Here is a 14930-nt window from a genome sequence, read left to right on the forward strand (position 1 = left end):
AATGAATGACGCCCTCTACATCGCAGCGACCGGCATGAAGGCCCAGACCTCGCAGCTGGACACGATCGCCAACAACGTCGCGAACGCCAGCACACCGGGCTTCAAGCGAAGCAGCCTGCGCTTCGGCGACCTGGTCAGTACCGGCGCCGCCGCTCAGCAGTCCGGTGACGTCTCCACCGCATCGGCTGGCGTCAAGATCGGCTCGATTCAGCGCTCCTTCACTGCGGGCGAACTGCGCCGCGTCGACGACACGATGTCCATCGCCATCCAAGGCGATGGCTTCATCGAATTGCAGCTGCCCGACGGCAGTCCGGCCTTCACCCGCAGCGCGCGTCTGCAGATCAACGCCGACAGGCTGCTGACAAGTTCCGATGGTCTCGTCCTCCGTCAGCACATCCACGTCCCCACCGATGTACGCAGCGTGAGCATTGCCGAGGACGGCCAGGTCACCGGGCGCGACGACGCTGGTCGCACCACAACTCTCGGCCGCCTGGACGTCGCAGTCTTCGCCAGTCCTTCAGCGCTCACCTCCGTGGGCGAGGGCCTGTGGCGACCTAGCGCCGGATCCGGCGACGCCGTCCTGGCCCCTCCCGGTGAAGCCGGTGCAGGTCGCTTGAAGCAAGGATTCCAGGAAGCCTCGAACGTCCAACTGGTGGAAGAGATGGTGCAGCTGATGGTGGCGCAGCGTGCCTACGAGATGAACGTCAAGGTGATGCAGGCGGCGGACGAGATCGCCGGCATGACCAACAACCTGCGCAAATGAAACGCCTCGCCTTTATGGCTGCCTTCAGCACGGCGTTCAACGCATACGCAAGCGCCGATCCGCTGTGCGAAGTGGCGCGTGCGGAGCTGGAGCGGTATGCGCAAGCCCACGAGATGGAGGTGGAAGTCCGCTGCCGCGCACCCGGCGGCTACCAGCCTCCGGCAGCAGCCACCCTCCAAGCCGCACCCTGGCCCCGAGATCAGGTTCCACGCGGCGGCGCCTTGACCTGGCCCGTCCGCGTCGTGTCGGGAAACGCTCGGCCTTATGTGCGTCAAGTGCCTCTGACCACCGTCTGGACGGCACCAGCCTGGGTGGGCACGCATGCGCTGCAATCGGGCGCTCAGTTGCAGCCTGGAGATATGGAATTGCAATCTCGCCGCTGGCCGGAAGGCCTGGCCGTGCAACCCGGCGATATCGAACACCCACCCACCGGCCGCCTTCGCCAATCTTTGCGGTCTGGCGACATCCTCAGCGTCGCGGCCCTGGTGCCCAACGACATGTTGCAGCGGGGCGATCACGTCACGGCGGTTCTGACCGAGGGTGCCGTTGAGATCCGCCTGCCGGCCCAGTTGCTGGCACCGGCACGCATCGGTGAGCGCGCACGCGTGCAGGCGAACAGCCGTACGGCGGCGCTGGATGGCCGACTGATGGATCCTCAGACGTTCAGGGTGGACAGCGAATGAAAAGACTGAAGAACCTGCTGCCCCTGTCGGTGCTCCTCTGCTCCCACGCCTGGGCAGCCGACGACATCGATTTCGGTACGCAGCCGACGGCCACTGCCGTCCACGAAGCGGCCTCAGCGCCGGTCAGCCCCGTCGCGCCTGCCGGCCCGGCCCCGCGCCCCCGCGCTCACGGCAGCCTCTACTCCGATGCGCAGTTCCAGTCGCTGACCGCCGACAAGCGCCGCTTCCAAGTGGGCGAGGTGCTGACAGTGATGGTCTATGAGGAAGCCTCCGCGAGCACTTCGGCGGATACCGGCTCCAACCGCGACTCCAACGTGGGCGTCGGCCTCAGTCTCCCCAGTCGCACCAAGAACGCCGCCATTGCCGTCAACAACGACTACAACGGCGCCGGCCGCACGCAGCGAGCCGGCCGTGTGCTCGCGCAGATCACCGTGCTGGTCCGCGAGGTGCTGCCCAACGGCGACCTGCGCGTGGCCGGTGAGCAACTGCTCGAGATCAATGGCGAGAAGCAGACCATCCGCGCCGAAGGGCGTGTGCGGCCACGCGACGTGACTGAACAGAACGCGGTGCTGTCCAGCCGCATGGCCGAAGCCAAGCTGGCTTTCGTGGGCGATGGCGTCCTGGGCGACCTGCAACGCCCGCGCTGGTGGCAGCGCCTGCTTAGCTTGTTCGGGATCTGAGATGCGAGTCCTGCTTACCGTCTTTCTACTGACCTGCAGCCTGCTGACCCAGGCCCAGTCCGTGCGCCTCAAGGATCTGGCCCGCGTCAGCTCCCAGCGCGAGAACGCCCTGGTCGGCTACGGCGTGGTCACCGGCCTGTCCGGTTCGGGTGACAGCGCCCGAAGCAAGGCCACGCGAGTCACGCTTTCAAACCTGCTCAACCGATTCGACCTGGCAATCGCCTCGGACGACATCACCAGCCGCAACGTCGCCGTCGTGATGATCACGGCCAGCCTACCGGCCTACGCGCGCCCCGGCGACCATGTGGACGTCAACGTCGGCTCGGTCGGTGACGCGCGCAGCCTGGAAGGCGGGACATTGTTGATGGCCCCTCTCAAGGGCGCCGACGGTCGCGTCTACGTGCTGGCCCAAGGTGCGCTCACCGTCGGAGGTTTCCGCCACGATGCCCAGGGCAACCAGGTTCAGAAGAACCATCCGACGGCCGGCTTGGTCAGTGGCGGGGGCACGGTCGAGGCCGCACTCGACGAAGTCGCCGACGCCCAGCCAGTGCTTTCGCTGGTCCTGAACCAGGCGGATTTCGGCACTGCCGGCCGCATGGCGGACCGCATCAACGAAAGCTTCGGTGCCGAAGTGGCCGAGGTGCGCGATGCCGGCGCCATTGATGTGCAGGTACCGCGGGCCTATCGCACCAAGGTCCCTGCCTTCGTGCGCCAGGTCGAGGGGCTGTCGGTGGAACCCGACCACCGGGCGCGAGTCGTGATCAACGAGCGCACCGGCACGCTCGTGGCGGGCGGCGACGTCCGCATCTCGCCTGTAGCCGTCGTCGTCGGCGAGACCAAGGTGACGGTGACCGCCGAGACCGCCGTGTCTCAGCCAGTGCTGCTTCGCTCACCCGGCTCCGGCGTTCGCACCGAGGTCTACACCAACAGCCAGCTGCGCGTTCAAGAGCCGGCCACGCCCAAGTTCGTGCCGGCAGGTCCGACCCGCGTGACCGACCTCGTGCAGTTGCTCGCCAAGGGCAAGACGCCCCCGCGCGACATGATTTCCATCCTCCAGGCGATCAAGGCTGCAGGTGCCCTGCACGCCGAGCTGATCGTCCAGTAATCCAGGGAGAGCGACAAATGAACTTCATCGACCCCGCCACGCTGCAACTCGTCAGCCGCGCACTCGACGCAGGCGCCATGCGCCATCAAGCCATTGCGCAGAACATCGCCAACGCCAATGTGGCGGGAGCGCAGGCACTGCGCGTGCAATTCGAGGAGCTGATGGGCAACCTGCCCGCCGAAGTGGCATCCGGCCAGGGCTTCAAGGCTGAAGACGTGCCCACGCCCCAGCTCATGACCGAGTCGGCGAGTCATCCGATCGCACTCGACGAGGAAATGGCCGCACTCTCCAGCAACAGCTTGCAGTACCAGGCTCTGCTGAAGGCCATGGGGCGGCAGCTGAGCATCCTCTCCGTTGCCGTGCAGGAAGGTCGTCGCTGATGGACTACCGCGCCGTCTTTCAGATTGCCGCTGCCGGCATGGACCTCGAGAAGCGCCGCGTGGACGTCGCCGCGCTCAACCTCGCCAACATGCACTCCAGCGTTCCCGCCGGCCAAGCGCCCTACGCCGCCCAAAAGGTGGTGGCACAGCCCCTGCAAGTGAACTTCAGCCGTGCCATGGGTTTGGCCGAACCCGCCCTGCTGCCCCGCGAAGTCAAGCTAGTGGCCGCCGACCTGGCGCCGAGGCTCGTGCATGACCCAGGTCATCCCCACGCCAACGCCCAGGGCTTCGTCGCGTATGCCGCCGTCGATCAGGCCACCGAAATGGTCAGCGTCAGCACTGCGCTGCGTGCCTATGAAGCGAACGTGGCCGTGGCAAGCACGGCTCGCGCGATGGCGGCCAAGGCCCTCGATCTGGGAGGCCAGTGATGAATCCGTTCTCGATTGACGCCATCGGCGCTGTGGGTGCCGCGCAACCGCTGACCTTGCAAGCCGCCACTCCCACCGCAAGCAATGCCGCACCGGGCTTCGCCAATTGGGTGGAACAGGAGGTGTCCAGCCTCAACACCCAATTGGTGACGGCCGAGCAAGGCATCCAGAAGCTGGCAACCGGTACCGCCGAAAACCTTCACGAGGTCATGCTGCAGCTGGAGCAGGCGCGGTTGGCGATGCAGGTGGCGTCACAAGTGAGATCCAAAGTGTTGGAGGCGTATCAGGATGTGATGCGCATGCAGGTTTAAGTGATGGAAGACAAACAAGGTTTCTTCGACGGTTGGTCGATGCAAAAGAAGGCGGGCTTCGGTGTCGGTCTCGTGGCCATCCTCGCCGCCGTGCTGCTGCTCGCCTGGTGGGCTCAACGCACGCCCAAGGCCGTGCTTTTCAGCGATCTCGCCGAGCGGGACGCGGCCGTGATCACCGCCGAGCTCGACAAGCTCAAGCAGCCCTACAGCATCAGCGAGGACGGCCGTGCCATTCTGGTTGGCGCCGACAACGTGCATCGCACCCGCATGGCCCTGATGGGCAAGCAGTTGCCCTTGCACGGGGCCGTAGGGTTCGAGCTGTTCAACAACGCGGACTTCGGCGTCAGTGACTTCGTGCAGAAGGTCAATTACCAGCGTGCTCTGCAGGGCGAACTGACGCGCACCATTCTCGCCATCGACCAAGTGCAGGACGCGCGCGTCCATCTGGCGCTGCCGGACCAAACGCTGTTCCGCAAGGATGGCCCCAAGGCCAAGGCTTCGGTCACCGTATCGCTCAAGGGCGGCCAGTCGCTGAACGCCGAGCAGGTGGCCGGCATCCAGCGACTGCTCGCTGCCTCGGTGCCTGAGATCAAGGCCGAGGACGTCACCGTGCTCGACCAGCACGGCGTGGTGCTGTCGCGCGCCGGCGGCGAGGATGCAGCCCTGGCAGGCGGCCAGCTCGATGCCCGGCAAAACCTGGAGGGTCATCTGACTCGCAAGGCCACCCGCCTGCTGGACCAGATGTTCAAACCCGGCGAAGCCATGGTCGCCATCGACGTCGTACTGAACCACGACCAGTCGCGCGTCACGACGGAAGAAGTGCTGGGCACCCCGCAAGCTGAGCGTGGCAGCCACCCGGCAGGCACCATCACCCGCGAGCGCACCATCACCAAGGAGCCGCCCAGCGACGCAAACGGTGCCAGCACCGCCGCCCAGGTCCTGACACAGGAAACCGACTACCAGACCGGCAAGCGCGTCGCTCAGACGGTGTCGCAGGGCGGTCAAATCGCTCACCTGAACGTTGCCGTGGTCGTGAAACGACCGCTGGGCGAAGCCGAACTGGCTCGCGTGCGACAGCTCGTGGCCACCGCAGTCGGCCTGCAGCCGTCGCGCGGTGACGTGGTGACCGTGCATTCCATGGCCGACCTGGGCTCAGCCATGACACCCACGCCGTCGGCTTCCGTGCCAATGCCCTCGGTCACCCCGCCGGCAATCAGGCCGGCAGCGACCGCCTTGCCCGTCGAAGAGCACTCCTCGGCGGTCGTCGCCAAGGTGCTCGCCGTGCTGTTGGCACTCACCGCCCTGGTGATCGGGGTTCTGTGGTGGACGCGCCGGCAGCCGCCAACACCCACGCCGGCGCCGCTGGAGCCTCGCGAGCGAGAGGCCTTGCTGGCCAAGGTCCAGCAGTGGTTGGAGCCACAGGCGTGAGCCCTGATCTGGACACATCGAGCGGACTGCGTCGCGCAGCCCTCGCCCTCCATGCACTGAGTGCAGAGGATCGCGCGTGGTTGCTGCAGCGCCTGTCCCCGGCTCAGCGAGAGGCGCTGGACGCGCTGCTCGTGGAGTTGAAGGAGCTCGGCATTCCGCCCGATCAAGGCGTCATCCGCGCCGCGCTCAGTCAACCGGCCGCATCGTCGGTTTTCTCTGAGGAAGAGGCTCGGGGGCTCTGCCTGGCGCTGGAGCGCGAGCCCCCTGCCCTGCAAAGCCTGCTGTTGGCCTCGTTGGGAGCCACCGAGCGCGCCAACGTGCTCACGCACAGGCAGGCGCAGCTGCAGGCGTTGCCCAGCGCCGTCGCCGCACCCGATTGGACGCCGACGTTGCGACAGGCGCTGCTTGAAAGCTGGCGGGAAGTCGCCGCAGGAAACGCTGCATGAACATCCTCAAAGCCACCCACGTCGCCAACGCCGACCAGCCTCGCGTGCTGCTCGGGGGCGCGCCTGTGCAGATGGCGCCCGAAGCGCCGCGCGAGCCCGGACGTTGGATCAGCGAGGCCGAGCTGCAAGCCCTGGCAGAACGCTGCCTTGCCCAAGGCCGGGAAGAAGGTGCGGCGCTCGAGCGAAAGAAGGCCGAAGCCACCGCGCGGGAAGACGCTCAGCGTCAGGCCAAAGCACAGCTGGAGACCGAGCTCGAGGCCTTCCGGCAAAAACAGGCCCGGGAGAACTCCGAGAAATGGCGTGGCTTAGCCGTCGCCCTGGCGCAGCAGGCCCAGAGTCTGCGCGATCAGTTGCAGGCCGAACTCACGGAATGGACCTTCGTGGCAGTCTGCCGACTGCTGGGCCAGCAGTCGCGCGAGTTGGTGACCGCTGCCGTGTTGCAGGTGCTCGCCGACGCCAAGCTGCACGAGCCACTGACCGTCCTGCTTCACGCCAAGGATCTGGCCGCCTTGGACGTTCATGACGACGTCTGGCCGGCGCACGTAAAACTGGCGGCGGACGAGCGCATCCAGCTCGGCGGCTGCCTCGTGCAGTCGGCTCACCAGACCCTCGACGCCCGCCTCGAGGTCCAACTCGAATTGCTGCGCGAGTTGCTCGACACCGCGCGCCTCGCAGGCCAGGCGAACTGACCATGTCGTCGTGGCCTCAATCTCTCAGCCAGCTGCGCCTGTACAGGCGCATCGGCCGGGTCACGCGCGTGACCGATCTCGGCGTGGAGTCGGTCGGCCCAGCCGTCGCCCTGGGTGAGGTGTGCGAGTTGCGCACACCGGAGGGCGAACACATCGAGGCTGAAGTGGTCGCCATCCATGACGAGCGGGTGATGCTGATGCCCTATGGCCATTGCAAGGGGCTGACCGTCGGCGCCGAGGTGCTGGCGCTGGACGTGCAGCCCAGCGTCACCGTCGGTACTGGCCTTCTGGGGCAAGTGGTTGATGCATTCGCGCGGCCACTTGATGGCACGGCGCTGCGTGGAGCGCAGCGCGACATGCCGCTGCATCCCGACCCGATCAACCCCATGAGCCGCACGCCCATTCGCGAGTCGCTGGAGACGGGCATCCGCACCATCGATGCGCTACTTCCTCTCGGTCGGGGGCAGCGACTCGGCATCTTTGCAGGCAGCGGCGTCGGCAAGAGTTCGCTGCTGGGCATGCTGGCGCGCAACATGACCGCCGATGTCGCCGTCATCGCCTTGATCGGCGAGCGGGGCCGCGAGGTTCAGGAGTTCCTGGAAAAGCGCCTCAGCGCGGAAGCCCGCGCCCGCACCATCGTCGTGGTCGCGACCGCGGAACAACCGGCCGTGGTGCGAGCCCGCGCTGCCTACGCCGCCACCAGCATCGCCGAGTACTTCCGCGATGAAGGTCGTCAGGTGCTCTTGATGATGGACTCGGTCACTCGATTTGCCATGGCGAGGCGAGAAATCGACTTGGCCGCGGGCCAGCCGCCGACGGCTCGCGGCTACACGCCATCCGTTTTCTCGGCCATTCCCGCGCTTTGCGAGCGCTGCGGCGGGCTGGACGGAACGGGATCCATCACCGCGCTCTACACCGTGCTCGTGGAAGGCGACGACGTCAACGAACCGGTGGCCGACGCCCTGCGCGCGACGCTGGACGGCCACATCGTGCTCAGCCGCGACCTTGCCAACGAATCGCACTACCCCGCCATCGATGTGCTGCAGAGCGTGAGCCGTCTGGATAGCGACCTGCTGGCGCCGCAGGATCTGACGCTCGCCCAGCAACTGCGTGGCCTACTCGCGGTACACAAGCGCCAGCACGAAATGGTCGACATGGGCCTCTACAAGGCCGGCAGCAATGCCAAGCTGGACCATGCCCTGGCCAACTGGGAGCGCATCTCGGGTTTCCTGCGCCAGCGGCCGGATGACCGTTCGGTGCGAGCCCAGACCCGAAGCTCGCTGGAACGGGCTCTTGCCAAAGGAGACGGGACCTCATGAAGCCACGCAAGACCTGGCTCCACACCGCGGTGCGTGCCTATGAAGCGCAGAAGTTGACGCATCAGCAGGGGACTGCGCGTGCGCGTGAGGCACTTGAAGAAGCCTCCGAACACCAGGAACACGCGAGCCATGCATTGAGCAGTCTGTCAGCCGCCTGGGTGAAACAGCGCAGCACAGCCCGACTGGACCCAGACCTCGACTCGGCCTACCAGCGCTTTCATGGGCATCTGGAGCAGCGCGCCACCTCAACGGCGCAAGCACAGCAGCAAGCGCAAAACGCGTTTGACGCCGCTACGGCTCAGCTCAAAACCAGCCACTCCACCCATCACATGCTCAAGCGAGTGACGGAGCGCGCGGCTTCGCGCCACGCCCACGAGGCCCGTGGCCGCGAACACCAGGCCATGGCTGAGGCCTGGTTGCTAGGACAACTTGCAAAGGATGAACGGACATGACATTCGTGCAAAGCAGTAAACCTTCAGCGGTTAGCCGGCCCGATGAAGGTGCGGCGCTCCAGCGCCGCTTGATGCAGGACCTGGAGCGGCAGTGGCTCGACAACTGGACAGTCGCCGACCAACTGCAGGCGCAGGCTGCTCCCACACCTGAAGAACAGCCGCAGACCGATTCCCATGACCTGACGAAGAGTCTTCCTCTCGACCAGACAGGGAATTCCGTAGGCCCGCAGAGCGCGCGCGCGACGACCCAACCGGCTCGATTAAACGCTGCCGAGACATCTCGCAGCGATTCGAGCGCGAGGATGAATGCCGCACTCATGGCAGGGCATGAAATGGCAGCCGTCCGCGCTCCTGAAGGCAAGGTCGCGGCACCCTCCGGGTCACCAAGACCCATGGAAGGTGCAGTTCCCGCTGGCCTCGCCGGCTCTCGAGGTGAGGTCGGGGCGGCAACGGCGGGCAGCGACTTGGCGGCCTATCAGCAGGTCGCCGGCGCTGCCCTTGTCCAGATGGCGAATGGCTTCCTCCCTCAATCGCCAGTGGCTGGCGCGGCCGAAGCAGTAGCAGATTCCGACGACCGAATCGCCGCGATGCAGACCGCCACAGCCTCCGCGCCGACCGGCGCCAAGTCGCCGACCCTGGGTCTGATGCCCGGTATGCCGCAGACGGCACCGGGTTCCGAAACGCACAGAAAGAACGCCGCATCGACTTCGCGCCAAAACGCCAAGGCGCCGCAGGAGGATGCGAATACTGGCCCTCGCCGGTTGATGCTCCGCGAAACCGACGACCAATCCGTGCTCGCCTCGGTGCGCGACGCGGAACTGAGCAGTTCGCAGTCGCGCCTCGCCGCAGACGGCCTGGCCCGCGCCTTGATGGAAGCGGGCTACGCCCGCGTGCAGGTCGTGGTCAACGGCCAGAAGCATCGCAACGCACGCAATGAGGCTGGCACGGCGACGACCTCCCATTCGACGCCAAACGGCCAGACCCAATCCACCCCTACACCTTCGCAGGAGCGCCCCCATGGCCGTTGATGCCGCCACCGCAGCCGCCCAGATCGGCATTCAGGACTTCCTGAAGATCCTCGTCGCCCAGTTGGGCAATCAGGATCCGCTCAAGCCCATGGACAACCAGGAATTCGTGAGTCAACTGGCCCAGTTCACGTCGCTGCAGCAAACGCAGGAAATGAACGACAAGCTCGGCTCACTGCTGACGGCGCAGGCGTCCATGCACTCCGTGGGATTGCTCGGCAAGACTGTCGACGTTTCAGCGGAAACGGGCAATTCCAGCGGCACGGTGACTGCGCTTTCGTTCACCTCCGGTGAACCTCGCCTGACCATCAAGATTCCCAGCACCGGGGCTTTCGTCACCGACATCTCGCTGGCCAACGTCACGGCCGTCAAATAAACGACTTCACAGGGACCACCATGCTCGACTCCATCTTCATCGGTACCAGCGGCCTGCAGACGTTCTCCGAAGGCCTGAAGGTCATCAGCAACAACATCGCCAACCTCAACACACCCGGCTTCAAGTCCAGCAGCTCCGTGTTCGCGAACCTGTACTACGCCGATCCCGGCGACGGCAGTGGTCAGAACGCCGACGGCAACACCCACTTCGGCGGCGGTGTGAGCTTGGGCCAGACCGCGGTGAACTTCCACGTCGGCGAGCTGCGTCAAACCGGCAACCCGCTCGATCTCAACATCGCCGGCGAGGGCTTTTTCATCGTCAGGGACAAGGGCACCGGCGAACCCCACTACACGCGGGCAGGACAGTTCGAGTTCAACAAGGACGGCGACCTAGTGGTGCGCGGCACGGAAAACCAGGTTGTCGGACTGGATACCGGCGGTGCCCAAGTACCCATTGGACTGAACGGTCTTCGCATCAACCCCTCAAAGGTCACGACCACGGTGACCTTGTCCGGCAATCTATCGTCGGATCTCTTCACCAACACCACTACCAACAAATTCGACATCGCCAGCGTCAAGGTGATTGATTCGCTCGGCGGTGAGCATGCCCTGAAGCTGACTTTCACGCCCAAGACCGCCACGAACGACACCTTCGTCGTCAAAGTACTGGATGGGACGACGGAAGTCGGCAGCGGCGAAATCAAGTTCAGCGCTGGCGGTCAGATCATGCCGGGGTTCGACTTCGTCAATTTCAGCTACGGCCCCCGGGGCGCATCCACCAGCAACATCAAGCTCGACTTCTCCAATAACGTGACCGACTTCAACATGGGCTCCACCTCGAGCCTCGCCGTCGGCAAGGTGGACGGATACGGCGTCGGATCGCTCAACAACGTCAGCTTCGAGGCGGACGGCACCATGACGCTGTCCTACTCGAACGGCCAGAAGACCACCGGCCCCAAGGTGGCCCTCGCCCGCTTCGACGCCAACAGCCAGTTGCATCCCGAGAGCGCAGGTAGCTTCACCTACGCCTCGCGCCAAGGCATCCACGTCGGCGTCGCGAACCAGGGTGGCTACGGCAGCATTGGCTCCAACCAGATCGAAGGTTCGAACGTCGACCTCGCGACGGAGTTCTCCGACCTCATCGTGGCGCAGCGCGGCTATCAGGCCTCATCGCGCATCGTCTCGACGGCCAACGAGCTGCTGCAGGACCTCTTCGACATGAAGGGCCACCGTTGAGCACCGTGCAAGGCATCCTGTGGCTGCCGGAGTCACTGTGCGAACAGTTGGCGGCCGAGCTGCAGGAGCTGTTCACCGCCTGGACCCAGGCCTGGGGCTTGCCGGCGACCGGTCCAGTGCGAGCGCGACGTGTGTCGGCGGGAGAGTCGGCACTGTCGCCGGATGCGATCGACCTCCTCGCGCCGCCTTCGGCTGCCTGGCGAGGCGCGCTGGCCCAGGCCGTATTCAATAACCGCATCGACTCGCCTGTGGTCGAGGGCGTCGTACGCAGGATGAGTGAGCGCCTGCAGGAACCGCTGCGGAATTCCTTCGCGCCGCAGAGCACCATTGCGGACGGCGCTTCACAGCCATGCCCCGGCCATCGAGGCATCGCGGTGACTGTCGAGATGCTTGGCAAGCACTGCGGCGTCTTCCTGTCGAACGACCAATTGATCCAGACCGGCCGGCTGCGCCGTCCCGCGTCGCCCCCGCTGTCCACCATGAATCTCGAGGCCGTCACGGCATCGCTTCCGGTCCACCTGGTGGCCGAGCTGGGTCACACCAGCCTGAACGTCAACGATCTCCTGCAACTCGCGCCGGGGGACGTGCTGGTTCTGAACGAAGAACTGGCCGCACCGCTACGCCTCGTGTCACCCGGCAGCGCCCTAGCGTTGACTGCCCATCTCGGTGCTTCGCGCGACTCGACCCAGCGTGCCGTGCGCTGGGCGACTCCTTCTTGATTCATTTGCCATGTCCGTCCAATCCGTCGAACTTCCTCCCCTGAACGACCAGCCGGGCTCGCGATCTGCCGCACCCGCCCAGCGCTTGGCCGCGCTGGCTGGCGTCAAGACCGAGCTGACCGTCATCGCCGGCCGCGCCGTCAGCCAGGTCGGCGACATCCTGGCGCTCAAGGAAGGTGCCGTCCTCACGCTGGATGCGGCACTGAACGCGCCCTTCGACGTGATGCTCGGCGATACCCTGATCGCACGCGGCGAGCTCGTCGCGGTCGGTGACCAGTTCGGCATTCGCATCACCCAGGTGGCGGCGGCCGACACGCCCGGCGGGGAGGCCTGATGAACCCGCCTGCCACGACTGCCAGCGCCGCGGCCCTGCCCTTCAAGCAGGTCGATGACGAAGCGATGCCCAGCGGTGCCCAGTGGGGTGTCACGCTGATGCTGTGCATCGCCTTGCTCGCCGTGCTGGTGCTGGTGTTGAAGCGACGTGGCGGCAACCCGCCCTGGCGCAAGGAGGCCGGCATGGTCGAAGTGCTGGAGCGCAAGGCGCTCACCGCCCAGACTCAGTTGGTGGTAGCGCGGTACGACGGCCGGCGCTTGCTGCTCAGCGTCGGGCCAGCGGGTACCCAATGTCTACGCGACGACGCCGAAGGAGAGCGGGCGTGAAGCTGCTTCGCTGGTTGACGCTGCTGGCCTTGCTGCTGGGAGTCTCGGCCTGGTCCGCCCCAGCCACGCCCATGAGCCTGGTCGAGCAGAGCGCACAGTCGCCCGAAATGGCGTCGGCACTGCGGATTTTCCTTGGACTCACCGCCCTCAGCTTCATCCCGGCGGCATTGATCTGCATGACCTGCTTCGTGCGCATCGTCGTCGTGCTGTCCATGCTGCGTCATGCCATCGGCCTGATGGAATCGCCGCCCAACGTGGTCATCGTGACGCTGGCGCTCTTCCTGACGCTGTTCTCGATGCAGCCCGTGCTGCAGAAGCTCAACGACGACGCGATACAGCCCTATCTGAGCGGCCGAACCAAGATGGCGGTGGCTGCCGAGAAAGGCATCGAGCCTCTGAAGGAGTTCATGATCCGCCAGACCCGGGAACAGGATCTGGGGCTGATGATTGAGCTGGCCAACGCCCCGCGCCCGCAAAGCCTGGCCGACGTCAGCATGCTCCACCTCATCCCGGCCTTCATGCTGTCGGAGCTGCGCACGGCCTTCCAGGTCGGCTTCATCATCTTCCTGCCCTTCCTGCTGATCGACCTAATCGTCGCCAGCGTGCTGATGGCGCTCGGGATGATGATGGTGCCGCCGTCCACGGTCTCCGTGCCGCTCAAGCTGTTGCTGTTCGTGCTGATCGATGGCTGGAACATCGTCACCCGATCTCTCCTCGGCACCATCCACTGACCCGCACTCGAGATGGGCGAACCGCCAGTCGCCTACGGTGCGGGCCAGCTTGGTGGACAGCTATGCGCCGCTCGTGCGGCGCCTGGCCGCGCGCGTCTACTCGCGCAGGGTCGGTACCGAACTGGAGTTCGCCGACCTGGTCCAGCTCGGCATGGTAGGCCTGCTTGAGGCGATCGACCGCTACACGCCGGCGCGCGGCGTCCGCTTCGAGGCCTACGCGGCAATCCGCATCGAAGGCGCCATCCTCAATGGCCTACCGAGCTACAGCGAGCTGCAGCGCCTGCTGGCTTTCCGCCGCAGCCAAGAGAGCGAACGAGCGGAGTCGCTCACGCTGGAATCCGAGCCGGAGAGTTCGTCACTTGATCGCCTGGCCGACCTCGCGATCGGACTATCCCTCGGCTTCATCCTCGAAGAAGCGGGAAACGACACCGCGGAGGAGCCGGCGGCACCGGACAACGCCTACGCACGTATCGAACTCAAGCAGATGCGCCGGCAACTCGCCGAACTGACCGAGCGCCTGCCGGAAGCGGAGCGCAACGTGATCCACAGGCACTATTTTCAACAGCAAGCCTTCGAAGACATCGCGCTCGGCATGGGCCTGACCAAGGGCCGGATCTCTCAAATCCACCACACAGCGCTCCGACGCCTGCGTCAACGCTTGCACGAGCTCAAGGCACTCTAGGGGCCGGAGCGATCGACTCGCGGACCGCAGCTCGGCCATCCTTTGCGGGCCAGAGATATAAGCTGGATGCGTTTGAACACAAAGCGCGAGCCCACACCCAGACTTGTCCCCAACTACACCGGCGCCGATTTCCTTTAGAGAAGCCGCGGCACCGCCAGCATTGCCAACTCCAGGATGCCCGAGGCGATGTCGTAGCGCCTCGGTGCTTTATCTGCGACGGTCCACCCGTCCTTTTAAAAAGACCCCTTGAGGTCGTCAAGCTCGCTCCGCAGACCTCGCCGACATTCGATACCACCCTTTGGTCGAGTACCAATCGCGACGTATTGCGGGCGATTGCTGGTAGTCACCCCAGCCCCGTCAATTTCGGCGCCCAGCGTTTCCGCATTGCCAAATAGTGACGTCCGGATTCCTTTGGACGCCTACTCAGTCGGACAGTCTGGATTTCGTGATGTCGCCGGTTTCGTGGCTTGCGACACGCCGGACACCGTCACCCGAGGCAACTGCTCAATGCTCATGTACGCCTCCGGGCGCGCCGCACGTTCAGCAGCGTTGAGCATCGTGCGGTTGTTCGCAAGCTCACGGGCGGCCATGAGGTTGTCGCTCTCCACGTCAGAGGCATTGCGATAGCCGTATGCCATCGCAGGCCTGAAGGCGTCGCTCTCGACGTCCGACCCGTTGCGGTAGCCGTAGGCACTCGCCGGGTTGAAGTTGTCGCTCTCGATATCGGAGCCGTTGCGAATCGGCCGACGACCACGGTCCCTGGCCCTGCGTCTGGCCTGCAAAGCTCTCGCCGAATGCATTGCCAAAGGCATTCAAGT

General features: G+C 65.4%; 21 protein-coding genes. 20 read left to right on the forward strand and 1 reads right to left on the reverse strand.

Annotation, left to right across the window (positions count from 1 at the left end; genetic code table 11):
• Nucleotide 1: 1 nt before the first annotated feature.
• The 20 genes from ACS5PN_RS27925 to ACS5PN_RS28020 are packed head-to-tail and all read left to right on the forward strand — an operon-like array spanning nucleotide 2 to nucleotide 14112.
• A complete protein-coding gene (locus ACS5PN_RS27925) occupies nucleotides 2–763 on the forward strand; it encodes a flagellar hook-basal body protein (RefSeq protein WP_439467313.1) in 762 nt (253 codons plus the stop codon).
• Complete coding sequence (locus ACS5PN_RS27930) at nucleotides 760–1446, forward strand: flagella basal body P-ring formation protein FlgA (protein ID WP_439467314.1); 687 nt, start codon at nucleotides 760–762, stop codon at nucleotides 1444–1446. The genes ACS5PN_RS27925 and ACS5PN_RS27930 overlap by 4 nt, the downstream gene beginning before the upstream one ends.
• Nucleotides 1443–2126, forward strand: coding sequence for a flagellar basal body L-ring protein FlgH (locus tag ACS5PN_RS27935; RefSeq protein ID WP_439467315.1), 684 nt, complete (start codon nucleotides 1443–1445; stop codon nucleotides 2124–2126). The genes ACS5PN_RS27930 and ACS5PN_RS27935 overlap by 4 nt, the downstream gene beginning before the upstream one ends.
• 1 nt (nucleotide 2127) lies before the next feature.
• On the forward strand, nucleotides 2128–3231 hold the full coding sequence (locus ACS5PN_RS27940) for a flagellar basal body P-ring protein FlgI (RefSeq protein ID WP_439467316.1): 1104 nt from the start codon (nucleotides 2128–2130) through the stop codon (nucleotides 3229–3231).
• A 17-nt stretch (nucleotides 3232–3248) separates the two neighbouring features.
• Nucleotides 3249–3611 carry a flagellar basal body rod protein FlgB gene (locus ACS5PN_RS27945; protein WP_439467317.1) on the forward strand — a complete coding sequence of 121 codons (363 nt, stop codon included), beginning with the start codon at nucleotides 3249–3251 and terminating at the stop codon, nucleotides 3609–3611.
• A complete protein-coding gene (locus ACS5PN_RS27950) occupies nucleotides 3611–4039 on the forward strand; it encodes a flagellar basal body rod protein FlgC (protein WP_439467318.1) in 429 nt (142 codons plus the stop codon). Before ACS5PN_RS27945 ends, ACS5PN_RS27950 begins: the two co-directional genes overlap by 1 nt.
• Nucleotides 4039–4350, forward strand: a complete 312-nt coding sequence (gene fliE / locus ACS5PN_RS27955) for a flagellar hook-basal body complex protein FliE (protein WP_439467319.1) — start codon at nucleotides 4039–4041, stop codon at nucleotides 4348–4350. Before ACS5PN_RS27950 ends, fliE begins: the two co-directional genes overlap by 1 nt.
• Before the next feature lie 3 nt (nucleotides 4351–4353).
• Entirely contained in the window at nucleotides 4354–5778 is a 1425-nt protein-coding gene (gene fliF / locus ACS5PN_RS27960) for a flagellar basal-body MS-ring/collar protein FliF (RefSeq protein WP_439467320.1), read from the forward strand.
• On the forward strand, nucleotides 5775–6224 hold the full coding sequence (locus tag ACS5PN_RS27965; RefSeq protein WP_439467321.1) for a hypothetical protein: 450 nt from the start codon (nucleotides 5775–5777) through the stop codon (nucleotides 6222–6224). Before fliF ends, ACS5PN_RS27965 begins: the two co-directional genes overlap by 4 nt.
• Entirely contained in the window at nucleotides 6221–6913 is a 693-nt protein-coding gene (locus tag ACS5PN_RS27970; protein WP_439467322.1) for a FliH/SctL family protein, read from the forward strand. Before ACS5PN_RS27965 ends, ACS5PN_RS27970 begins: the two co-directional genes overlap by 4 nt.
• A 2-nt stretch (nucleotides 6914–6915) precedes the next feature.
• Nucleotides 6916–8232, forward strand: a complete 1317-nt coding sequence (locus ACS5PN_RS27975) for a FliI/YscN family ATPase (protein ID WP_439467323.1) — start codon at nucleotides 6916–6918, stop codon at nucleotides 8230–8232.
• A complete protein-coding gene (locus tag ACS5PN_RS27980; protein ID WP_439467324.1) occupies nucleotides 8229–8684 on the forward strand; it encodes a hypothetical protein in 456 nt (151 codons plus the stop codon). Before ACS5PN_RS27975 ends, ACS5PN_RS27980 begins: the two co-directional genes overlap by 4 nt.
• Nucleotides 8681–9712, forward strand: coding sequence for a hypothetical protein (locus ACS5PN_RS27985; RefSeq protein ID WP_439467325.1), 1032 nt, complete (start codon nucleotides 8681–8683; stop codon nucleotides 9710–9712). Before ACS5PN_RS27980 ends, ACS5PN_RS27985 begins: the two co-directional genes overlap by 4 nt.
• Nucleotides 9702–10085, forward strand: a complete 384-nt coding sequence (locus tag ACS5PN_RS27990; protein WP_439467326.1) for a flagellar hook assembly protein FlgD — start codon at nucleotides 9702–9704, stop codon at nucleotides 10083–10085. Before ACS5PN_RS27985 ends, ACS5PN_RS27990 begins: the two co-directional genes overlap by 11 nt.
• Nucleotides 10086–10105: 20 nt before the next feature.
• The gene (flgF, locus tag ACS5PN_RS27995) at nucleotides 10106–11320 is read left to right on the forward strand and encodes a flagellar basal-body rod protein FlgF (protein ID WP_439467327.1); all 1215 of its coding nucleotides are present in this window, start codon (nucleotides 10106–10108) and stop codon (nucleotides 11318–11320) included.
• Between the two features lie 5 nt (nucleotides 11321–11325).
• Nucleotides 11326–12039 carry a FliM/FliN family flagellar motor C-terminal domain-containing protein gene (locus ACS5PN_RS28000; protein WP_439467429.1) on the forward strand — a complete coding sequence of 238 codons (714 nt, stop codon included), beginning with the start codon at nucleotides 11326–11328 and terminating at the stop codon, nucleotides 12037–12039.
• Nucleotides 12040–12049: 10 nt separating this feature from the next.
• Entirely contained in the window at nucleotides 12050–12373 is a 324-nt protein-coding gene (locus tag ACS5PN_RS28005) for a FliM/FliN family flagellar motor switch protein (protein WP_439467328.1), read from the forward strand.
• Nucleotides 12373–12699 carry a hypothetical protein gene (locus ACS5PN_RS28010; RefSeq protein ID WP_439467329.1) on the forward strand — a complete coding sequence of 109 codons (327 nt, stop codon included), beginning with the start codon at nucleotides 12373–12375 and terminating at the stop codon, nucleotides 12697–12699. The genes ACS5PN_RS28005 and ACS5PN_RS28010 overlap by 1 nt, the downstream gene beginning before the upstream one ends.
• A complete protein-coding gene (gene fliP, locus ACS5PN_RS28015) occupies nucleotides 12696–13430 on the forward strand; it encodes a flagellar type III secretion system pore protein FliP (protein WP_439467330.1) in 735 nt (244 codons plus the stop codon). Before ACS5PN_RS28010 ends, fliP begins: the two co-directional genes overlap by 4 nt.
• 52 nt (nucleotides 13431–13482) lie before the next feature.
• Nucleotides 13483–14112, forward strand: a complete 630-nt coding sequence (locus ACS5PN_RS28020; protein ID WP_439467331.1) for a sigma-70 family RNA polymerase sigma factor — start codon at nucleotides 13483–13485, stop codon at nucleotides 14110–14112.
• A 419-nt stretch (nucleotides 14113–14531) separates the two neighbouring features.
• Here the strand turns inward: ACS5PN_RS28020 and ACS5PN_RS28025 are convergent, their stop codons facing one another.
• The gene (locus ACS5PN_RS28025) at nucleotides 14532–14894 is read right to left on the reverse strand and encodes a hypothetical protein (RefSeq protein WP_439467332.1); all 363 of its coding nucleotides are present in this window, start codon (nucleotides 14892–14894) and stop codon (nucleotides 14532–14534) included.
• Between the last annotated feature and the right edge of the window lie 36 nt (nucleotides 14895–14930).

This window comes from Roseateles sp. NT4 (assembly GCF_051857475.1).
In the GTDB taxonomy this organism is placed as follows: Bacteria; Pseudomonadota; Gammaproteobacteria; order Burkholderiales; family Burkholderiaceae_C; genus Pelomonas.